The 18,315-nt window shown below is 69.3% G+C and carries 22 protein-coding genes; 10 read left to right on the forward strand and 12 right to left on the reverse strand.

The annotated features are described in order from the left end of the window. Positions 1 to 32: 32 nt before the first annotated feature. Positions 33 to 680 carry a dihydrofolate reductase family protein gene (locus ETD85_RS02190; protein ID WP_138687874.1) on the forward strand — a complete coding sequence of 216 codons (648 nt, stop codon included), beginning with the start codon at positions 33 to 35 and terminating at the stop codon, positions 678 to 680. A 99-nt stretch (positions 681 to 779) separates the two neighbouring features. Here ETD85_RS02190 and ETD85_RS65450 read toward each other — a convergent pair whose 3' ends face one another. From ETD85_RS65450 to ETD85_RS02215, 5 genes are all read right to left on the reverse strand, one after another. Further along, entirely contained in the window at positions 780 to 2,654 is a 1,875-nt protein-coding gene (locus ETD85_RS65450) for an endo-1,4-beta-xylanase (RefSeq protein WP_240778807.1), read from the reverse strand. Between the two features lie 393 nt (positions 2,655 to 3,047). After that, the gene (locus ETD85_RS02200) at positions 3,048 to 3,641 is read right to left on the reverse strand and encodes a hypothetical protein (protein WP_170246464.1); all 594 of its coding nucleotides are present in this window, start codon (positions 3,639 to 3,641) and stop codon (positions 3,048 to 3,050) included. After that, positions 3,634 to 4,335 carry a hypothetical protein gene (locus ETD85_RS02205; RefSeq protein WP_240778809.1) on the reverse strand — a complete coding sequence of 234 codons (702 nt, stop codon included), beginning with the start codon at positions 4,333 to 4,335 and terminating at the stop codon, positions 3,634 to 3,636. The genes ETD85_RS02200 and ETD85_RS02205 overlap by 8 nt, the downstream gene beginning before the upstream one ends. Before the next feature lie 57 nt (positions 4,336 to 4,392). Further along, entirely contained in the window at positions 4,393 to 5,235 is an 843-nt protein-coding gene (locus ETD85_RS64410) for an SGNH/GDSL hydrolase family protein (protein WP_138687878.1), read from the reverse strand. Positions 5,236 to 5,299: 64 nt separating this feature from the next. After that, positions 5,300 to 6,472: a hypothetical protein gene (locus ETD85_RS02215; RefSeq protein WP_240778811.1), complete on the reverse strand. Its 1,173-nt coding sequence runs from the start codon at positions 6,470 to 6,472 to the stop codon at positions 5,300 to 5,302. Between the two features lie 568 nt (positions 6,473 to 7,040). Here ETD85_RS02215 and ETD85_RS02220 point away from each other — a divergent pair. Continuing rightward, positions 7,041 to 7,631, forward strand: a complete 591-nt coding sequence (locus tag ETD85_RS02220) for an RNA polymerase sigma factor (RefSeq protein WP_138687879.1) — start codon at positions 7,041 to 7,043, stop codon at positions 7,629 to 7,631. Then, positions 7,628 to 8,596, forward strand: coding sequence for a CU044_5270 family protein (locus tag ETD85_RS02225; RefSeq protein WP_138687880.1), 969 nt, complete (start codon positions 7,628 to 7,630; stop codon positions 8,594 to 8,596). The genes ETD85_RS02220 and ETD85_RS02225 overlap by 4 nt, the downstream gene beginning before the upstream one ends. A gap of 61 nt (positions 8,597 to 8,657) precedes the next feature. Here the strand turns inward: ETD85_RS02225 and ETD85_RS02230 are convergent, their stop codons facing one another. Together ETD85_RS02230 and ETD85_RS02235 are read right to left on the reverse strand one after the other, a co-directional pair. Continuing rightward, positions 8,658 to 9,077, reverse strand: a complete 420-nt coding sequence (locus tag ETD85_RS02230; protein WP_138687881.1) for a DoxX family protein — start codon at positions 9,075 to 9,077, stop codon at positions 8,658 to 8,660. Positions 9,078 to 9,416: 339 nt separating this feature from the next. Next, positions 9,417 to 10,061 (reverse strand): TetR/AcrR family transcriptional regulator, encoded by a 645-nt coding sequence (locus tag ETD85_RS02235; RefSeq protein ID WP_138687882.1) that lies wholly within the window; start codon positions 10,059 to 10,061, stop codon positions 9,417 to 9,419. Positions 10,062 to 10,123: 62 nt separating this feature from the next. Between ETD85_RS02235 and ETD85_RS02240 the strand changes: the two genes are divergently transcribed. From ETD85_RS02240 to ETD85_RS02255, 4 genes are all read left to right on the forward strand, one after another. Then, positions 10,124 to 10,417, forward strand: a complete 294-nt coding sequence (locus ETD85_RS02240; RefSeq protein ID WP_138687883.1) for a hypothetical protein — start codon at positions 10,124 to 10,126, stop codon at positions 10,415 to 10,417. Continuing rightward, positions 10,417 to 11,280: a class I SAM-dependent methyltransferase gene (locus ETD85_RS02245; RefSeq protein ID WP_138687884.1), complete on the forward strand. Its 864-nt coding sequence runs from the start codon at positions 10,417 to 10,419 to the stop codon at positions 11,278 to 11,280. The genes ETD85_RS02240 and ETD85_RS02245 overlap by 1 nt, the downstream gene beginning before the upstream one ends. A gap of 131 nt (positions 11,281 to 11,411) precedes the next feature. Then, a complete protein-coding gene (locus ETD85_RS02250) occupies positions 11,412 to 11,969 on the forward strand; it encodes an LGFP repeat-containing protein (RefSeq protein WP_138687885.1) in 558 nt (185 codons plus the stop codon). Then, a complete protein-coding gene (locus ETD85_RS02255; protein ID WP_138687886.1) occupies positions 11,969 to 12,370 on the forward strand; it encodes a hypothetical protein in 402 nt (133 codons plus the stop codon). Before ETD85_RS02250 ends, ETD85_RS02255 begins: the two co-directional genes overlap by 1 nt. Positions 12,371 to 12,473: 103 nt before the next feature. On the opposite strand, the gene gad is transcribed toward ETD85_RS02255, so the two are convergent. The 4 genes from gad to ETD85_RS02275 form a co-directional block, all read right to left on the reverse strand. Further along, on the reverse strand, positions 12,474 to 13,868 hold the full coding sequence (gad, locus tag ETD85_RS02260) for a glutamate decarboxylase (protein ID WP_138687887.1): 1,395 nt from the start codon (positions 13,866 to 13,868) through the stop codon (positions 12,474 to 12,476). A gap of 234 nt (positions 13,869 to 14,102) precedes the next feature. Continuing rightward, positions 14,103 to 14,342 carry a hypothetical protein gene (locus ETD85_RS02265; protein ID WP_138687888.1) on the reverse strand — a complete coding sequence of 80 codons (240 nt, stop codon included), beginning with the start codon at positions 14,340 to 14,342 and terminating at the stop codon, positions 14,103 to 14,105. Between the two features lie 209 nt (positions 14,343 to 14,551). Further along, positions 14,552 to 14,893 (reverse strand): DoxX family protein, encoded by a 342-nt coding sequence (locus tag ETD85_RS02270; RefSeq protein ID WP_138687889.1) that lies wholly within the window; start codon positions 14,891 to 14,893, stop codon positions 14,552 to 14,554. Positions 14,894 to 15,072: 179 nt separating this feature from the next. Then, the gene (locus tag ETD85_RS02275; RefSeq protein WP_138687947.1) at positions 15,073 to 15,954 is read right to left on the reverse strand and encodes a sigma-70 family RNA polymerase sigma factor; all 882 of its coding nucleotides are present in this window, start codon (positions 15,952 to 15,954) and stop codon (positions 15,073 to 15,075) included. A gap of 101 nt (positions 15,955 to 16,055) precedes the next feature. Between ETD85_RS02275 and ETD85_RS02280 the strand changes: the two genes are divergently transcribed. From ETD85_RS02280 to ETD85_RS02290, 3 genes are all read left to right on the forward strand, one after another. Beyond that, positions 16,056 to 16,346: a hypothetical protein gene (locus tag ETD85_RS02280; protein ID WP_138687890.1), complete on the forward strand. Its 291-nt coding sequence runs from the start codon at positions 16,056 to 16,058 to the stop codon at positions 16,344 to 16,346. Between the two features lie 162 nt (positions 16,347 to 16,508). Continuing rightward, entirely contained in the window at positions 16,509 to 16,871 is a 363-nt protein-coding gene (locus tag ETD85_RS02285; RefSeq protein ID WP_138687891.1) for a hypothetical protein, read from the forward strand. A gap of 198 nt (positions 16,872 to 17,069) precedes the next feature. Next, positions 17,070 to 17,636, forward strand: a complete 567-nt coding sequence (locus ETD85_RS02290) for a hypothetical protein (RefSeq protein WP_138687892.1) — start codon at positions 17,070 to 17,072, stop codon at positions 17,634 to 17,636. 142 nt (positions 17,637 to 17,778) lie between these two features. On the opposite strand, the gene ETD85_RS02295 is transcribed toward ETD85_RS02290, so the two are convergent. Continuing rightward, positions 17,779 to 18,102 (reverse strand): hypothetical protein, encoded by a 324-nt coding sequence (locus tag ETD85_RS02295; RefSeq protein ID WP_138687893.1) that lies wholly within the window; start codon positions 18,100 to 18,102, stop codon positions 17,779 to 17,781. Positions 18,103 to 18,315 lie beyond the last annotated feature (213 nt).

An 18,315-nucleotide genomic window follows, 5' to 3' on the forward strand; every position in this document is an offset into this window, starting at 1 on the left:
ACCAGGAAGCACACCAGTGATGGAGCAATCTGATGTCGGACGTACGAGTTCACAACTTCTCTATCTCGCTTGACGGCTTCGCCACGGGTGCCGGTCAGGCTCCTGACGCCCCGTTCGGGCACGCCGGTGAACGCCTGCACGAGTGGATGTTCGCCACCCGGTTCTGGCACGAGATGGGCGGCGGCCGGGGCGGCAGCGGCGGCGCCGACCACACGTTCGCCGCGATGCACACTCCCGGCGTCGGCGCCGAGATCATGGGCGCCGGCAAGTTCGGCCCGCCCGGCTGGCAGGACGACCCCGGCTACCAGGGCGCGTGGGGCGCCAACCCGCCGTTCCACACGCCGGTCTTCGTGCTCACCCACCGGCCACGGCCATCGATCGAGATGGAGGGCGGCACCACGTTCCACTTCCTGGACGCCTCCCCCGCCGAGGCGCTGAAGAAGGCCCGCGAGGCGGCCGGCGGCAAGGACGTGCGTCTCGGCGGCGGGCCCTCGGTGATACGCGACTTCCTCGCCGAGGGGCTCGTCGATCACATGCACCTGGTGCAGGTCCCGATCGTGCTCGGCCGCGGTGTCCGGATCTGGGACGGCCTGGAGTCGCTGGAGGAGGCGTACCACATAGAGGCGGTCTCGACGCCCTCGGGCGTCACTCACCTGACGTTCACGGCCAAGAGCCGGTGACTGTACGACCGGTGCGGACGTCCCGTGGTTCGTCCCCGGACAGGCCCCTGGCCCGGCCACGCCCGGTGCGGGGTGGCTGGGCCAGGGGATGAACAGCTGTCAGGCGCAGGTGTATCCGCTCGGCAGCGAGGTGTTGCCGTTCGGCCGGCTGACCTGGAAGCCGAAGGCGGTGCTGGCGCCCGGGCCGAGGTTGCCGTTGTGGCCCACGTTCTTGGCCGTCACGGTCTGCCCGCTCACGGTCAGCGCGGCGTTCCAGGAGCCGGTGACGGTGTGCCCGGCCGGCAGGGTGAAGGTCACCGTCCAGCCGCTGATCGCCGAACTGCCCGCCGTCACCCGGACCGGGTCGATGACGTAGCCGTTCTGCCACTGGGTCTGCGTGGTCGCGGCCACGGTGCAGGAGCCGCCGGTGCCGCCGCCCGTCTGGGTGGTGAAGGTGGCGGTCTGCGAGCTCGCCGACACGTTGCCCGCGCCGTCGCGCGCCTGCACGTACACCTGGTACTGGGTGGCGGCAGTGAGCCCGGTCAACGTGATCGAGCCGGTGGTCGACTGACCCAGCAGCGTGTCACTCGCACCCTGCTCCCGGTACACGTTGTAACCCGCCAGGCCCGAACCACCGGTGTCGGTGGAGGCGCTCCACGTCAACGTCGCGCCGGACGAGGTCACGTTGGAGGCGGCCGGGGTGCCCGGCGTGCTCGGCGGCGTGGTGTCGGTGCCGCCGCCCGTCTGGGTGGTGAAGGTGACGATCTGGGAGTTGCCAGACACGTTGCCCGCGCCGTCCCGCGCCTGCACGTACACCTGGTACTGGGTGCCGGCGGTCAGCCCGGTCAACGTGATCGAGCCGGTGGTCGACTGACCCAGCAGCGTGTCACTCGCACCCTGCTCCCGGTACACGTTGTAACCCGCCAGGCCCGAACCACCGGTGTCCGTGGAGGCGCTCCACGTCAACGTCGCGCCGGACGAGGTCACGTTGGAGGCGGCCGGGGTGCCCGGCGTGCTCGGCGGGGTGGTGTCGGGGTTCGGGCTCACACTGTTGAGCGCGTTGAGCACCGAGGTGTAGGCAGGCTTCTTGTTGCCGTTGCCGTCGAACAGGAGCGGAGTGTCGCCGGAGCGCCAGGAGTCGCTGTCCCGGACGCCCCAGGTGGTGATGCCGTTGCAGCGGGCGACGGCCAGGCAGTCGTTGACCACGTTGGCGTAAGTCGTGGCCGAGGCCCCCTGGATGTCCAGCTCGGTGATCTGGACGTCCACGCCGAGGGCGGCGAAGCTCGAAATCGTGGTGCGGAAGTTGCTGTTGTAGGGGCTGCCGCTGTTGAAGTGCGCCTGGAGACCGACGCAGTCGATCGGCACGCCGCGGGACTTGAAGTCGCGGACCATGTTGTAGACGCCCTGCGTCTTTTCCCAGGTCCAGTTGTCGATGTTGTAGTCGTTGTAGCAGAGCTTGACGCCCGGGTCGGCGGCTCGGGCGGTCCTGAAGGCCACCTCGATCCAGTCGTTGCCGGTGCGCTGGAGGTTGGAGTCGCGCCGCCCGCCGCCGCTGTCGGCGTACGCCTCGTTGACCACGTCCCAGGCGTAGAGCTGGCCCTTGTAATGGGCCATGACGCCGTTGATGTGGTTGATCATCGCCTGGCGCAGCGCGCTGCCGGACAGGGACTGCATCCAGCCGGGCTGCTGGGAGTGCCAGGCCAGGGTGTGCCCGCGCACCCGCTTACCGTTCTGCACGGCCCAGTTGTAGACGCGGTCGGCATTGGTGAAGTTGAAGACGCCCTGCTGCGGCTCGGTGGCGTCGATCTTCATCTCGTTCTCGGCCGTCACCATGTTGAACTCGCGGTTGGCGATGGTCGTGTAGGCCGAGTCGCCAAGCTTTCCGGAGTTGATCGCGGTGCCGAAGTAACGCCCGCTCTGTGCGGCCGCCGCACCGAGCGTGGTCTCCGCGGCGTCGGCGGGAACCGACAACGCCAGCGGTGCGATCGTACCCACTAAGCCGAGAACACCGGCGGCCACGATCCGGCGGAAGCCGCTGGCGGATCGTCGAGTTCCAGGCGAGGGTAAGGCGTTTGTGCGCATGCCTGAGCTTCCTTTACTGAATCACGAAGCGAACGCTGAGACACACCCCCGCCGGATCGACGCCGCACCCCTCATGGGACGCAGAACCACCAGGGTGTCGGAGGCAGCGCACCCCGCCGTGGTCCACCGACCGGGCAGGGGAGGCCGCCTCGAGGACCCAGTGTGGAAACCCATCCGAAATATGTCAAGAATCCGCAAAAAGGTTTCGGCACCCTCCAGCCGATCCGTGCACCTCACATGGCTTCTTGCAGGAGAAAGGCCCTCTGAAACTTTCGGCAGCCGTGCAGCGGCTCGCTGAACGTCCCCTTACTTCGAGTGGAGTACGTTCAACGCCTCGCGGACGACGACCCGGTCCTTCTCCTTCTCCGCTTCCGACAGGTCGGCATATTTCAGGCTCTGCTCCGGAGGGGCCCAGTCCTTGTTCCGCCGCAGCCACTCGTCGTGCACCTGCTCGCCGGCGTCTTCCATGAAGTCTTCATGGCGAAGATCCGCCCCGTTCCTGCGGGCGGCGTCGATCACCCTGACCGCCACCGTCGCCGATTCCCGGTTGTCCTTCTGCCAGTCGACGGGCAGGTCGTCGTAGCGCGTGTTGGCGATGTCCACCTCGTCCGTGCCATGCCTTCTGGCCCAGGCCTGGTCGGTGGTCTTCTTGATCCGGGGATCGAAGGTCCCGTCGCTCAGCCGGCGCGCTTCACGCCATTTGTCGTGCAGGCAGCCGGACACCCGGTCGATCCTTCTGGCTCGCGGTGACCTCAGCAGGTGTTCGAGCAGGCGGCCGATGCTGCTCATGACCCCGCGGTGGTCGGTCACCACCTGCCTGGCGATGGCGCTCAGCCGAGGCAGGAGCTGCGGGGCCACGGCCAACGCCACGGCCACGACCGGCACACCTGGATCAAGCACCGATCCTGGTGTGCAGGGTGAGGCCGCCACCATCCGCGGGCCGGAACCCCAGGCCCCGGAGCTCGGGAGCGTCGATCGCGGTGACCACGCCGAGGGCCCCGGCCTCGGCGACCTCGCAGACCGCCGGACGCGCCAGCGCCTCGCCCACCTCTGACGGGACACCGGGCCGGAGGTGCACCACGTCGAGACGGGCGACGGTACGCCGCCCGTCCTCCCAGGACCCGGCCGCATGACCGACGAAAGGCTCCCCGCGGTCGTTGTTGACGTAGGCCTGAAACCAGCACGCCAGCCTGGCCTCGGCGATCAGCTGCCGGGGAACGCCGACATCCAGCCCCGCCCCGGCCAGCCAGGAGCCGGACTCGGGCGGGGACGCCGACGACGGCGCGAGGTCGTCGTCGATGGGGACCGGACTGATGAAGTACTCGGCGGGCCAGATGTCCGGAGCATCGCGATTGTCGAGCAGGACGTGGCCCTCCCGGACCGTCCGGCGGCCGCGACGAACCAGCCCGGTGTCGAGCTCTTCCATGAGGAAGGAGCCGACGTCCAAGACCCACTCGTCGACCGAGCACACCGGCCGGCCGTCGGCCTCCGCCACGACATCGACGGCGGAGAACCCCTCCGTCACAGCGCCCGGACGTAGCAGGCGCGTCCTGACCGCTTCGAGGACCTCCTGCCGGGACCCCTCAAGTGTCACATTTCCAGACTGCCACGCCCCTTCCTCGCCGGGTGAGCGGCGAGGCGCCGGCAGGGGCTACAGCAGGGATCCGGCGAGCGGGATGTTCTGCGTCCGCAGGGCGCCGGTGACCAGCCGGGCGATCCGCCGGGCGCCGTACGCCTCGAAGTGGGTGTGGTCGTTGCAGAAGAACTGCCCGACCAGCCCGGAGGTGTAGTCGCCGTTGTTGGGGCAAAGGCCCAGGGAGTTGTAGTAATCGACGCTGAGGGTCTGCAGGTCGATGACCGGTGAGCCGGTGGCGGCGCCGGCTGCGGTGGTCTGGGGGACGAAGCCGCGATTCCTGACCGCGGTGCTGCCCGAGCAGGTGATGGCCGCGACGGCGGTGAGCAGGACCGGATGGGCGCCGCGGGCCTGCGCCGCCTGCGCCATCATCGTCATCAGCGCCTGGTAGCGCGCGGTGCCGACGTGGCGCGGGCAGGTCGTCGAGCCGTCGTTGATGCCGAACTGGATGAACAGGTAGTCACCGGCCTTCATGTCGGTGAGCAGCTGCTGCCATCGGGACGAGTAGCTCGTGGAGCTGAGGACGCACTCGCCGTTCGAGCCGATCGTGGAGGTCACGTTGCCCTCGTAGAGCCAGGTCTGGATGCTGCGCCCGGCGACGGCGAGGTTGTTGACCACGATGTTGCTGTGGAACAGCGAGTCGAATTCGGTGGCCCAGCCCACGGGGCAGGCGGCACTGGGGTTGGCCATGGTCGAGTCGCCGGCCATCCAGACGGTGGTCGTTGCCGCGGCGGCGGCCGCGCCGGCAACCCGGGTGGTGCATCCGCTCGCACCGGCCACCGTGGCCGCGGCGGGGCTCGGGGCGACCAGCGACAAGGCTGTCACCAGGGCGGAGACGATCGGCAGGAGGACCTTACGCATGGGTTTCTCCTCGATGGCGAAGGGCCGCGCCCGCAGCGGACGGCGGGCTGCGGGCGCGGCTGGGTCAGCACCAGGTCAGCGTCGAGTTGACGCGGGTCACGTTGCTGATCGTGTTGTTGCTGCCGGTGCAGGGGCTCCACCTGATGTTGGTGTTGGTGACCGTCAGGTTCTGGAATCTGATGCCCGACGACGGAGCGAACTCGGTACGGGCCGCGATGCGCACCTCGCCACCGCCGCTGATCGTGCCCGACACGCCGGCGATGACGACGTTGTAGCAGTTCTCCACCAGCACCGAGTTGTTGCCGGTATTGGCGATGTCGACCCGGTCGATGGTGGCGCCGCCACTTTCCGAGACGCAGAACACGCCCCGGCCGCCGCCGCGCGCTTTGACCGTGCCGACCCGGATGTTGTTCGGGTACGCGCTGCCGATCCGGCCGTTGCGGTTGGCCATGCGGAAGGCCGCGTACCCGGTGCCGGCGCCGGCGTTGTCGGCGTCGACGGTGCCGACCGTCGCGTTGATGGTCTGGTTGAGCAGCAGACCGGACTCGCCGACGCTGCGTGCCGTCACGGTGCCGACGGTGAGACCGTCGACTCCGTAGGTCTCCATCGCGTGCGAGCTGGCTCCTTGTACGTACACGTTGTCGACCCGTACGTTGCGGGTCCACTGGCTGGTGTCGCCGCGGTTGTCGATGCGCACGCCGAGGCCGGCGCCGAGCCGCATGTCGATCTGGCCGAGCCAGACGTTCGTGACGTTGCGCAGGAAGATGCCGTAGATCGGGGTACCGGTGACGTTGAGGTACGGGACCTCGATGTTCGTGGTGCCGCGCGAATAGATCGGCGCGTAGTCGCCGGAGCCGGAGCCGGTCACGTTGATCGTGCCGCAGACCGACACGGAGGTGTAGCTCGGCAGCGAGATCCGGGTGCCGGCGCTCATCGTGCCGTTGCCGCGCACGACGACCCGCTGGATCGAGGTGCGCCCGGCCGTGAGACTGCCGATGCCGGCCTGGACCGCCGCCCGGAAGTCGGTGCCGGTGTAGACGCTGCTGCCGGCGCTGTTGCGGGCGGTCCAGGTGCTGCCGCTGACCGTCACCTGGGACTGGAAGGTGCCGTCCCCGCAGGCGGCGTGGGCCGGGGACGTGCCGAGCACGACGCCGGCCCCGGCGCCGGCCATCAGGGCGGCGAGCGCGGCGACGATTCGGGTGCGCCGTCGTGGCGCCGTCGTGGTGACTGCTGTCATTGGATTCTCCTTGGGGGGCGCCCAGCTGGTGCTGGCGATGCCGCCGGTCGGCGCCGCACGGTCGCTCTCGCGCCCGGCCGGCGGTTTCGCCTCACTGGAGATGCGGACCGTAGTTGTTAGCGCTAACATTCAATGGAATCATTTCTTCGCGGGCGCCATTGATGGATAGCGGTGATGCCCCAGAGCAAATATGACGCCACCGAAGCTTGTCAATTCCGCTGTCAGCTTCCTGCTTCGTGCCGAACCTGAGGTTCTCCGGCCTCATCGGGGCGCCGGCGCAGCGAAATTCCTCCGAGTTCAACGTTTTGCCCTGGTAGAACGCGGTTCCCGTTCTGGCATGGATTGCCGGCGCGGCGGCGTGAGTGACGATGGCCAGGCCGCCGGATCGCCTGCCCCTGCGGGTGATATCCGCTGAAAATTTCAAAAGGGGTGGGCGAGGAGGTCATTCACCCGCTTTCAACGTTGCCGGATCGCGGGACACGGGCGGCCCGGGTCACCAGTAGGGTCGGTGGTGACCCGGGCTCGTGACCGTCGAGAACTCGATTCGTCCCATCGGGAAACAGCAGGTATGACCCGAACCCCACCGGCGGAGATGATCGAGGCGGACGACGCCGAGCTCATCCGCCGGTCAATCGACGATCCGGAGCAGTTCGCCGGAGTCTTCAACCGCTACATCGAGCAGATTCACCGCTATGCGGCGCGGCGGCTCGGCGTGCAGGTCGCCGATGACATCGCGGCGGAGACGTTTCTGACCGCCTTCCGCTGCCGCGCCTCCTACGACCACGCCCAGCCGCTGGCCAGGCCGTGGCTGTACGGCATCGCGACCAACCTCATCGCCAGGCAACGGCGTGATGAGGAGCGGTTCCTGCGGGCGTTGTCGCGTACTGGTGCCGAGCCGCAACCGGAGCCGATGGCCGATGCCGTGATCGGGCGGGTCGCCGCGCAGAAGGAGGATCGCCGGCTCGCGGGGGCGCTGACGCTCCTGTCCAGCGCTGATCGCGACGTGCTGCTGCTGGTGGCGTTGGGAGAGCTGGCCTACGAGGAGGTGGCCGAGGCGCTCGGCATCCCGATAGGGACCGTGCGCTCGCGCCTGCACCGCGCCCGCAAGCAGGCGCGGGCGGCCCTCGGCACCGTTTATCAGACGAGAGAGGACGCATGATGGATGAGTTCGGACGGTTCCTCCAGGCCACCCCGGTGATCACCGATGAGGCGAGGGAAGCGGCACGCACCAGGCTGCTGCAGGCCATGCACGAGCCGGTCGCCACGTCGCCGTCGCCGTTGCCGAGACGGCGCCGGCCGCGCCTGGCCTGGCGGCTGGGGCTGGCCGCGTCGCTCGCGCTGGCGATCGGCGCGGGCGTCCTCGTGGCACGCGGCGGTGAACAACCCGCCGTCGTTCCGGTCGCGAGCGTACGGGAGCTCGGCGACAAGGCGGCCAGAAGCGCCGAGGCCGACCCGTACAAGATCACGCCGTCTCCGGGCCGATGGCTGTACGTGAAAAGCACGATCGCTCCGCTCCGCCAGGAGCCGGAGCCCGAGGTGGATCGCGCCCGGCGGGTCACCCTCGAGACCTGGCACAGCCTGGACGGCAAGCAGAGCGCGCTGGACGACGGACGCGGCAAGCTCGTCATCCACCCGACCGGCCCCGGCCTCACGAGCACGGACCTGGCCCAGGCGCCGGTCACCCCCGAGGAGATGATCGCCAGGATCGGGGCGAGCGTCGACGCGACTCCCCCATCCGAGTTCGACGAGGGCCATGTGACGAGGCAGGAGCGGATCTTCCTGACGATCTCCGCGTTGCTGGGCGGCCAGCCGCTGGTCGCCGAGGTGCGGGCGGCGTTGTTCCGGGCGCTGCCGATGATCCAGGGAGTCGTGGTCAAGCCGGACGCGATCGACGCGGCCGGGCGCCACGGGGTCGCGTTCGTCTACACGGGAGCCTATGAGCGCTCCGAGATCATTGTGAGCGCGCAGGACTACCGGTTCCTGGGGACGTACGGCGAGAGCGTCGCCGATCGGACCTTCGACCTTCCCGGCGGCACCGCCCATACCGTCAAGGCGGGCATTCCTCTGGTGTGGACCGCTCAGATGTCGGCCACGGTCGTCGACCGGCCCGGCGACCACCGGTAGCGACGGCCCACCCTGGGCACCGGCGCCGGCGCACCCGATGTGCGCCGGCGCCCGGCGTCTCTCAGGCTTCCTCGTGCGTGAGGGTCCGCGGGGGTGCCAGCCGCGTGGACAGGGCCCAGCGGCCGGGGCCGAGGACGGCGATGAGCAGGAAGGCCCAGCAGAAGAGGGCGGCCTTCTCGCCGCCGTTCTCGATCGGGAACAGCGCTTGGGGTTGGTGAACGACGAAGTAGGCGTACGCCATGGTGCCCGAGCAGATGACGGCGGCGGGCCGGGTGGCCACTCCGAGGATGACGAGGACGCCGGCGACCAGCTCGATGACCGCGGCCCACCACCCGGGCCATTGCCCGAAGCTCGGCGCCGGCCCCTGGGAACCGCCCAGCACGTCGAAAAGGGTCGCCACGCCGTGACAGGCGAACAATAGGCCGATCACGAAACGATAGAAGGCCAGGAACAGATCCTGCTGTTTGTGCAGCGTGCCCACGAAAACGTCCTTCCTGTCCAAGCGAATCCGCCATTGCTGCTGGGAGCCGACGCGCCGGCCGGCCTCGGCGGCGCAGGCCGGCACATCAGGCTGCTTGCGTTGAGTTGTCACATCGGGTCTATTGTCCTGAATTACCGACAAAAGACTTGGGAGCGCTCCCATAAGCATCAAGAGTTCGGCATCTTCCTGTCAAACAACCGCCATCCGCGAAAGCTCGGCCCGCAAACGTTTGGATGCGGCCCACATGGCTGGATACCCGCCATGTAAAACTTTCTCTAGCGTGAAATTTTCACCTGGTGGAGGTGATCGGCCAGGAAGGATCCTTCGGCAGAGTCCCCTTCAGGTCGCGCTGTCGAGGATCGCGGCGGCCACGGTGACGGCATACCAGCGCTGGTATCGCTCCGGCGACCAGCCGCGCTGGCGTACGAGCCAGTCGTAGTTGCGGACGTCCATGGCCAGCCAGAGGACGTCCGCGGCGGTCTCGACATCGTGGTCGGGGCGCAGGTGGCCGGTGGCGGCGAGGTCGGTGGCGAGCATGACCATGCCGCGCCGGCGGTCTTGCAGGTTCTTGTGCCAGATGGCGGCGGCGTCGGAGTCGGCGCTCGCGGCGCCGGCCAGTGCGAGCATCACGTCCACCTGCCGGGCGTGGGTCTCGGTGAGATGGCGGGCGTAGCGGTCGAGCATGGCGCGCGGGTCGGCCAGGGCGCGGATCTCGGCGACGAAGGCGCGCTCAGGCAGGCCGCGCGGGTCGTCGTCGCCCGCGATGGTGACATCGACCAGCTCGGACAGCAGCTGGCGCTTGCTGCCGAACGCCGCGTACACGGTTTGGACCGCGACCCCGGCTTCGGCGGCGACGGCGGTCAGCGGCGTGGCGGCGTAACCAGGGTCGACGAACAGCCTGCCGGCGGCCTCCAGGATCGCCCGGCGGGTCTGGCGGGCCTGATCCTGCCTGCGTGCCGACTGGTATCGCCTCTTGACAGCCATGCTCGTAGTGTAGTGCTCTATTAGATAGAGGTTCACTCTATCTAAATCAAGGGGTGGGTGCGGTGCCGTTCGGAGTGCTCCAGGAGATGCCCGAGGTCAGCGAGGAGGAGTACCGGCAGGTGGAGAAGCACCTGGGCCCGGATCGTCCCCCCGGCCTGCTCGCCCACGTCGCCGGTCCGGTCGAGGGCGGCTGGCGGATCATCAACGTCTGGGAGAGCGAGGAGGCGTTCCGCCTGTTCCAGTCCCAGCGGCTGATCCGCGCGGCCGGCCTGGCCGCCCAGGACGCGGGCTTCGATCCCGGCAAGGCCGCCGGTTTCCGTTCGGTGACCGTCGATGGCGCCGAGATGCCGTTCTGATGCCCGGCACCGACGCCCTGCGGGCCCGCAACCACGAGTTCTGGGCCCAGGCCGCACCCGGCTGGATCCGTCATGCCGACCGGCAGGACAAGGCCGGCCGGCCCCTGGGCGCGGCGGCGATGGAGTGGCTGCGGCCGCAGCCCGGCGAGCGGATCCTGGACGTGGGCTGCGGCTGCGGCGGCACCACGGCCGAGCTGGCGGCGGCGGCCGGGCCGGGCGGCGAAGCGGTGGGGGTGGATCTGTCCGATCCCATGGTGGCCGCCGCCAGGAGGCGCTTCCCCCGCGAACGCCATCCCGGGCTGCGGTTCGTCACGGCGGACATCGAGACGGTCCGCGATGTGCCGGGCGCGCCGTACGACGCGGTGTTCTCCCGCATGGCGCTGATGTTGCAGGCCGACCCGGTTGCCGGGTGCACGACGATCCGGCGCTCGCTACGCCGGGGAGGCCGCCTGGCCGCCACCGTCTTCCGTGACGGGGGCGCCAACCCGTGGATGTTCGCGGCCACGCTCGGCGCCGCGCCCCATGTCGGGCCGCTGCCGCCGGTGCCGATGGGCGACGAGCCGGGCCCGTTCGCGTTCGCCGACCCGGGCAGGGTGCGGCGCATCCTGACCGCCGCCGGCTTCGACGCCGTCACGGTCCAGCCGTACGACGTCACCCTGGACGCCCCGGACGAAGGCGAGCCGGTGGCGGAGTGGCTCATCGAGATGGGCCCGGCCGGCCCGGCCTACCGCGCCGGCCCGGCACCGGACCGGGCCGCGGCCCGCGCGGCGGTCGCCCGGCTCTTCGAACGGTTCCGCGAGCCCGGCGCCGGCTACCGCTTCCCGGCCGGGATCTGGCTGGTCACCGCGGAAACCGCACCCTGATCGAGTACGCCCGGACAGCGCGACCGCAGGATGCCGCGCGTTTGGGACGCCCCGACGAAACCTCAGCACGCCACCAGAATCGAGACGATCGCACCATGGCAACTGCCGGCACCAGCCGCACATCCACCGCAGTGACCTTATCCCGCACGCTATCGGCCGGTGCCGCGCTCGCGCTGGCCGCGACGCTGTGCGCCGGAGTCCCCGCCCATGCCCGCACCCCAGTGGCCGCCGCAACGAGCGCCTGCGGCATCCAGCCGTACGGCCTGATCGGCGCGCGGTGGACCGCGCTCGGCGGTGAGAACAGCGCGCTGGGCTGCCCGCGCACCTCCGAGGTGGACGTCTACCTGGACGGCGTCTGGGCCGGACGCAGGCAGAGCTTCCTTCGCGGGCAGATGACCTGGTCACCCCGGCAGGGGCCCAAGCTGGTGGTGTCGGCCTGGTCGATCGGCGGATACGCCTACGTCGACTGGAACACGACCGCCCCCCGCTCCTACGACCGCTTCCTCGTCCGCTGGACCAGCGCCGCCGACAGAGGCGGAACACAGCGCGACGTCGGCGGAGGCACCAGCGGCCGGATGCGCATCCGCGTGAGCACCACCAGCGGCTACCGGTTCATCGTCGAAGGCTGCGACCACGAGGCCTTCAGCTCCAGTTGCAAGCAGGGCTGGACCCTGTCGGTGACCGCCTGATGGCGACCATCTCCAGGAACGCCCTGCTGGCCATCGTCCTCGTGATCTCGGCCGGCTGCGGCCAGGCCGGATCCGGCTCGCCCGCACAGAGCCCACCGCCCGGGGACGGTCAGAGCACCGCCGCGGCACCCGCCGAGGGATCCTGCGGCGAGACCGCCGACAAGGTCGAGCAGCACGTGCGGCAGCCCGGAATCCGATCGGTCACCATGCTGGGCCAGTGCACGCTGGTGTCGATCGAGACCACCCTCGGCGACGACGAGTCGAGCTCCGCGCAGAAGATCTGCGACGCAGCAGCCGAGGTGGCCTACTCCGGCGACACCAGCTCCATCAGCGTGCACGGCAGATCCGGCAAGGAGCTCTCCGTGGGAATCGCCGATGCCAAATGCCTGGCCCAGCCGTGAATCCCGCCGCCACTCGGGCGGCCAGGCCAAGCAGCTCGGCCGCCTTGGGCGGTCGGGCGGGCAGGTCAAGCGGCTCGGCCGCCGGGAATGCCCCGCGACGTCATCATCCCGCCGTAACGCTGGGCAGCTCGGCCGCCGCCTGGTGGCGCGGGAGCTGATGGTCACGCAGATACTCGACCTCGGTACGCACGTCAGCCAGCAGTTTGGCGGCGATGTCCTGGCTGAAGCCGTTGCGGATGACGAAGCGGATGACGGCTATGTGTTCCAGGTTGGGCGGCAGGTAGTAGGTAGGGGCCTGCCAGCCGTGCATCTTCAGCCGGTCGGCCAGGTCGAAGACGGTGAACCCGTCGTAACCGGGGGCGGTGCGCACGGCGAGCACCGGCAGCTCGGAGCCGTCGGCGATGATCGAGAGCTCGGGGAGCTTCGCGATCTCCTCACCGAGGTAGGTCGCCACGTCCCGGCAGGTCTGCTGGACGGCCTGGTAGCCGTCGAAGCCGAGCCGCAGGAAGTTGTAGTACTGCGCGACGACGGGGGCGCCGGAGCGGGAGAAGTTGAGGGTGAAGGTGTCTATGTTGCCGCCGAGCAGGTCGCAGGAGAGCACCAGGTCCCGCGGCAGCGCGTCCGGCTCCTGCCAGACGATCCACCCGACGCCGGGGTACACCAGGCCGAACTTGTGCCCCGAGGTGTTGATCGACTGCACCCGGGGCAGCCGGAAGTCCCACACCCTGTCGGGCTCCAGGAACGGGGTGATGAAGCCGCCCACGGCCGCGTCCACGTGCAGCGGTATGTTCAGCCCGCGCTCGGCCTCCAGCCGGTCCAGCTCGGCCGACATCTGCTCGATCGGGTCGTATTTGCCGCATTGCGTGGAGCCGAGCACCCCGATGACCCCGATGGTGTTCTCGTCACAGAACTCGCCGAGCCGGGCCGGGTTGAGGGTGAAGGCCGGCTCCTCGATCGGGATCCAGCGCGGCTCCACGTCCCAGTACTGGCAGAACTTCGGCCAGCAGGTGTGGACGGCGGTGCCCATCACGAGGTTGGGGTTGTCGGTGGACAGCCCGGCGGCCCGGCGCCGCTCGCGCCACTGGAACTTCATCGCCAGCGCACCGAGCATGGCCGCCTCGCTGGAGCCGCCCGTGGAGCAGCCGACGCTGGAGCCGTTGGGGTCGCCCCACAGATGATCGAGCATGTTGACGCAGCGCGCCTCGATGTCGGCCGTCCGCGGGTACTGGTCATGGTCGACGATGTTGCGGTCGAGGGTTTCGGCGATGAGCTCGCGGGCCTGGGGCTCCATCCAGGTCGTGCAGAAGGTGGCCAGGTTGAGCCGGGCGTTCCCGTCGAGAAGGAGCTCGTCGCGGATGAGCGCCTGGGCCGCGCTGGGATTCATCGGACCGGACGGCATCTTGAACCGCGGCACGCCGCCTTTCGGCACCAGCCCGTTGTAGAGGGGATTGACGTCGAGCGCTTCCTGCCACCGGTCGGATTCGACTCGTCTGAGCATGAGCTTCACCCCTCGAAAAGCTTTGAGTCATGTTAAACACTCACGGTAGTCAAGAGTTCACCATGAGTCAATGATCGTATGTGCCGAGAGCCGACGGGCTGCTCCGCACTGAGCCGGACGGCCACTGACGCCGGCTTCGACCCGTCACGACGGCAACGCGGCCATGAACGCCATGCTGGCCGCCATTCCGGCCGAGCACAGATCCCGGCCGATCGCCCTTCGCTTCCCGCTCCGCTAGGGCAGGACGCGGATGAGCCGGGCGCAGGCCCGGACCAGCCCGATGACCAGGCCCACCGTCGCCGGCGAACCGCCCGCGTGCGCGTGGCCGGCGGGAGTGCCGCCGAGAGGAGTTCTGCCGAACGCCGTCAGCACCAAGAGGATGGACATGACCGCGAAGTCCTGGATGTGATGACCGCTTTCCGCGCGGCGGGACGGGGAGCCGCACAGCCAGCCGGCGGCCAGCAGCGCGAGCACCCGGCCATGAGAAACCACCCGCCCAGATGCCCGGCCGCCATACCGAGCGCCATGACGACGTGCGGCCACCTCCGGGTGGGCCCGGCAGCGGGCAACAGGGCCGGCACGAGGGCCAGGACGCAGCCGACCGATGCTCCCACCGTGTGGAGGATGGTCATGATGCACTCCTTGCCCTCGTCGGATCAGCGGCCCGTGCGGGCGTCGCCCTGTCAGGCGGCGACTCCCAGCGCGAGGGCGGCGACAACGGGCACGAGGTACAGGATGGGGTAGGCGACGGTCGCGTACGAGCGGGCGCGGAGCACCGTGACGACGGCTCCGACGAAGTACAGCACCAGGCCGATTCCGGCCAGGATGCCGATCACGGGCACGAACAGACCGGCCAGCAGACCCGCTGCCCCCGCGGCCTTGGCGGCGCCGAGCCAGGGCCACCAGGAGCTCGGGACACCGTACGAGGCCAGCGGCTCGACCACCCACGCGGCGCGGGTGAGGATGGCGTAGGCGGAGAAGGCCACCCAGGCGGCGGCGAGAACGGTGACGATGACGTGAACCATGTGGGGCGCTCCTTGCATCGGCGACGCTGGGCCGGGGCCGCAGCGGCGTGAACGGTGAGTCCGTCGCTGCCTTGACCCCGGCTCGTACGGCGATGTGACCGGCGAAGGTGACGTGCGTCACAGGCGAGGAGCGCGCGACCGGGGAGGTGAATCCCGGCGATGCACCTCCCCGGCGCCTGTCAGTCGAGGACTGCCAGATTGAGTCGATCGAGACGGTCGGCTTCCGCGATGACGTCGATGGCGGTGATGAGGCCGTCGGCGACGGTGAACGACAGGACCACCCGCAGCCGGCCGCGGACAGCCATCACGAGGCCGGCGGCGCCGTCGATGAGGGCGACCCCGGCGAACTGGGCCCGCTGCATGGCGGCCATCGCGCCCTTGGCGACGGGCTCGGCGTGACGGACCACGACGGGCTCGGCGGTCAGCATGACGGCCTTGTCCGCCCGGAGCACGACCTCGGGGTGGAGCAGCGTGATCAGAGCGCGGAAATCCTGGCCGCGCGTGGCGGACAGGAAGGCTTCGACGATCTCCCGCTGCTGGCTCGAATCGACGTGCGGCGCGGGTTCGGCCCCCTTGACGCGGCGGCGGGCACGGCTGGCCAGTTGCCGGGTCGCCTCCGGCGACCGCTCCAGCATGGGGGCGATCTCCTCGAACGGCACGGCGAACAGATCACGCAACACGAAGGCGAGCCGCTCGGCCGGGCTCAGGGTGTCGAGCACCACCAGCAGCGCCACCCCCACCGAATCGGCCATCACCACCTCTTGCTCGGGATTGCCGATGGACGCGGGGCCCAACAGCGGATCGGCTGCCTGGATGTCCAGCGGCTCCTCGTGGCGATTACCGCGCGAACGCAACATGTTCAGGCACACCCGGGCCACCACCGTGGTCAGCCATCCGGCGATGTTCTGCACCTGACCGACATCGGCGCGGCTGGCCCGCAGCCAGGCGTCCTGCAGCGCGTCGTCGGCCTCGCTCACCGATCCGAGCATCCGGAACGCCACCGCGCGCAGATGCGAGCGATGCTCGTCGAACCGCTCTGTCAGCCAATGTTGTTCGTCCACGTCACGTTCCTTCATCAACCAGCGTCAGAGAATAGCTATTTATCGGACATATCGGCCCACGGAGGAGTCATGATGTCATCCATGCCGGATGAGCTGCACCGGTGACCCGCTTCGGCAGCGGATTCACCTGCTGGATCGAACAGCGTCTCCTCCGCGAGGACCGCGACGACCTCACCGAGGCGATCGGGTTCCTCGCCCGTACCGAAGGCCTCTCACTCGACGTGGCAGAGCACGTCGCGACCATGACCGGCACCACGGCCAGTGACGTCATCGCCGCCTACAAAGCCGACAACAGCAAATGGGCCGGCACCCAGGCGACCCTCGACCGCCCCGACCTGGCCGCTCTCGACGACCATCGCGACACGATCGCCACCTGCCACTACCAGGGGTGACGGGCGCAACGGTAACCCGTCGCCGGCCCGGCAGGCGAGCAGCAATGGGACATGTGCTGTGTCCTGAGGCGCTTGTCCGCTCAACGCGCCCTCAACAGAGGCTCAACATCAGCGGCCTACCTTTCTCACACCACGACATGCACAACGAGAAAGGACAGCAGGATGAAGATGGCAGCGAAGCTGGGGAGCCTGGCCGCGGCGAGCGCGTTCTCGCTGGCTTTGGCAGGTACGGCGCCGAGCGCGGCCATGGCCGTCCCCGCCACCACGACCGCCATGACCGCGGCCGTTCCCGCCACCGCCCAGGCGGTCACGGCCGCGCCTCGCCCCAGCGTCCGGTGGCTGTGCGGCAAGCGGATCGTCAAGAAGCTGATCCCCGCCTGCTCGCACGGCAGATGGGAGCCGACGACGATCAAGAAGATGCGGTGCCTGCAAGGGCACGGCCCCTACCTGGGCTGGACCGGCCCGGCGAAGCTCACGTGGTGGGCGCACAAGTGCTTCGAGACCAGCGAGTGGGAGAAATGGTGATCACCTTCTGTCCCCTGCGGGCGGGCATCTGCCCGCCCGTTCCAGGGCCGCTCCCCCGGCCAGGCATCGACGATCATGTCAAGTGTGGACCGGTCGATGTCGATGGCGATGGCGAGCTCGGCCGCAGCGCCGGGGCGTCCGGAACGGCCCGATGCCAGTAGTTGCCGCTAGTCGTTGCGTGCTGTTTCGATAGGAGCCATGATGATCAGGCGTCTGACGTCGGCTGTGGCCGCGTTTGTGATGGCGTCAGCCCTTGGCGGGTGTTCCGGGCCGGCTGAGGGCCCGTCGGTCAAGGACCCGCTGCTCAAGGATCCGGCGCAATGGCCGCTGGCCAAACTGGCCGCGCTTACCGTGCGTACCGGCCATCGCGAGCTGCCCAGGCAGGCGGAGCGGGCGCTGGCGCAGATCAAGGTCGGCTCCGTCGACCTGACCGCCTGGATCAACTCCTCGGGCCTGTGCGGTCTGACCGGCCCCGGCTGGAGCACGTACACCGACCTGACGAAGTCCGATGGAGGGGACCCCACGCGGGAAGACGGATTCTCCGGACCCGAGGAACCGGAGGTGGGCAGTTCCAGCGAGGGCAAGGTCAGCCTGTTCTGCACCCCCACCAGGATGCTGATCAGGGTCGAGGGCGAGACCTCGAAGCCGTCCGTCTCCGGTCACGCGGTCGCGCAGATCTTCAACGGCGGGCTCAACGCCGTCGTCGGCACGCGGGAGGCTCAGCGGGAGTCACTGCCGGGCGCGACCGTGACCCCTGGCCGGTGACCACCGCGGGTTGTTGAGCCCCACATGGTCCGGGGTCATGATCGCCAGATAGACCCACTTGAGCGTGGCCTGCTTTGTTCGGGAATGCCCCCATCCGTTCACCGCTCGGCGGATCTCGGTGTCGAACGCAGTCCGGTAATGGTCACTGGCAGCTGGCCGGATCCTGGCCTTGGCGGTCGAACTCTTCCCGTGTGATCGTGACGTCGGCCAAACCGGGCGGCGACAGCTTCTCGTCGTACCGCTGGACCAGCACCGACCCCGGCTTGAGCTTTGCCACGCTGGTGGCGGAGAAGCTGACGTGGTTGGTGGTGGCTTGGCTGGGGCCCCGCCCCTGGTAGCCGAACGCGTGATAGAGGACCCCCGGGCGCAGCGCGAAGGGTTCTGGTTCTACCGTCCAGCCATCTGCCGGTGCGACCAGTCGGACGGATGCGCTCTGCCCGTCCAAAGACGGTGCGATGAAGTCCACGTCATCCACGACCGTCGCGGCTGAGCCTCCCGCACCTGCCGGCCAGACTCCTGGCCGTCATCGAGGACGCCACCCGACGCGTCCGCGTGCTGGCCCGCTGGCCCAGTGCCCAATGTGGATCTTATGTGCCCGCAGCAGCAACAGGGGAAGCCCGAGCGCCCCTCTCCGACGTCGACGGCACCGTCGTCTGACCCCGCACTCGCGCGCCGGGCA

This window comes from Nonomuraea zeae (assembly GCF_005889725.1).
In the GTDB taxonomy this organism is placed as follows: Bacteria; Actinomycetota; Actinomycetes; order Streptosporangiales; family Streptosporangiaceae; genus Nonomuraea; species Nonomuraea zeae.

Bases quoted from the DNA above. Each gene is read 5' to 3' on its own strand.
- ETD85_RS02220 (WP_138687879.1), top strand. From the start codon at position 7,041: ATGACCCGAACCCCACCGGCGGAGATGATCGAGGCGGACGACGCCGAG.
- ETD85_RS02225 (WP_138687880.1), top strand. From the start codon at position 7,628: ATGATGGATGAGTTCGGACGGTTCCTCCAGGCCACCCCGGTGATCACC.
- ETD85_RS64410 (WP_138687878.1), bottom strand. From the start codon at position 5,235: ATGCGTAAGGTCCTCCTGCCGATCGTCTCCGCCCTGGTGACAGCCTTG.
- ETD85_RS02235 (WP_138687882.1), bottom strand. From the start codon at position 10,061: ATGGCTGTCAAGAGGCGATACCAGTCGGCACGCAGGCAGGATCAGGCC.
- ETD85_RS02285 (WP_138687891.1), top strand. From the start codon at position 16,509: ATGAAGATGGCAGCGAAGCTGGGGAGCCTGGCCGCGGCGAGCGCGTTC.
- ETD85_RS02270 (WP_138687889.1), bottom strand. From the start codon at position 14,893: ATGGTTCACGTCATCGTCACCGTTCTCGCCGCCGCCTGGGTGGCCTTC.
- gad (WP_138687887.1), bottom strand. From the start codon at position 13,868: ATGCTCAGACGAGTCGAATCCGACCGGTGGCAGGAAGCGCTCGACGTC.
- ETD85_RS02290 (WP_138687892.1), top strand. From the start codon at position 17,070: ATGATGATCAGGCGTCTGACGTCGGCTGTGGCCGCGTTTGTGATGGCG.
- ETD85_RS02245 (WP_138687884.1), top strand. From the start codon at position 10,417: ATGCCCGGCACCGACGCCCTGCGGGCCCGCAACCACGAGTTCTGGGCC.
- ETD85_RS02255 (WP_138687886.1), top strand. From the start codon at position 11,969: ATGGCGACCATCTCCAGGAACGCCCTGCTGGCCATCGTCCTCGTGATC.
- ETD85_RS02215 (WP_240778811.1), bottom strand. From the start codon at position 6,472: ATGACAGCAGTCACCACGACGGCGCCACGACGGCGCACCCGAATCGTC.
- ETD85_RS02190 (WP_138687874.1), top strand. From the start codon at position 33: ATGTCGGACGTACGAGTTCACAACTTCTCTATCTCGCTTGACGGCTTC.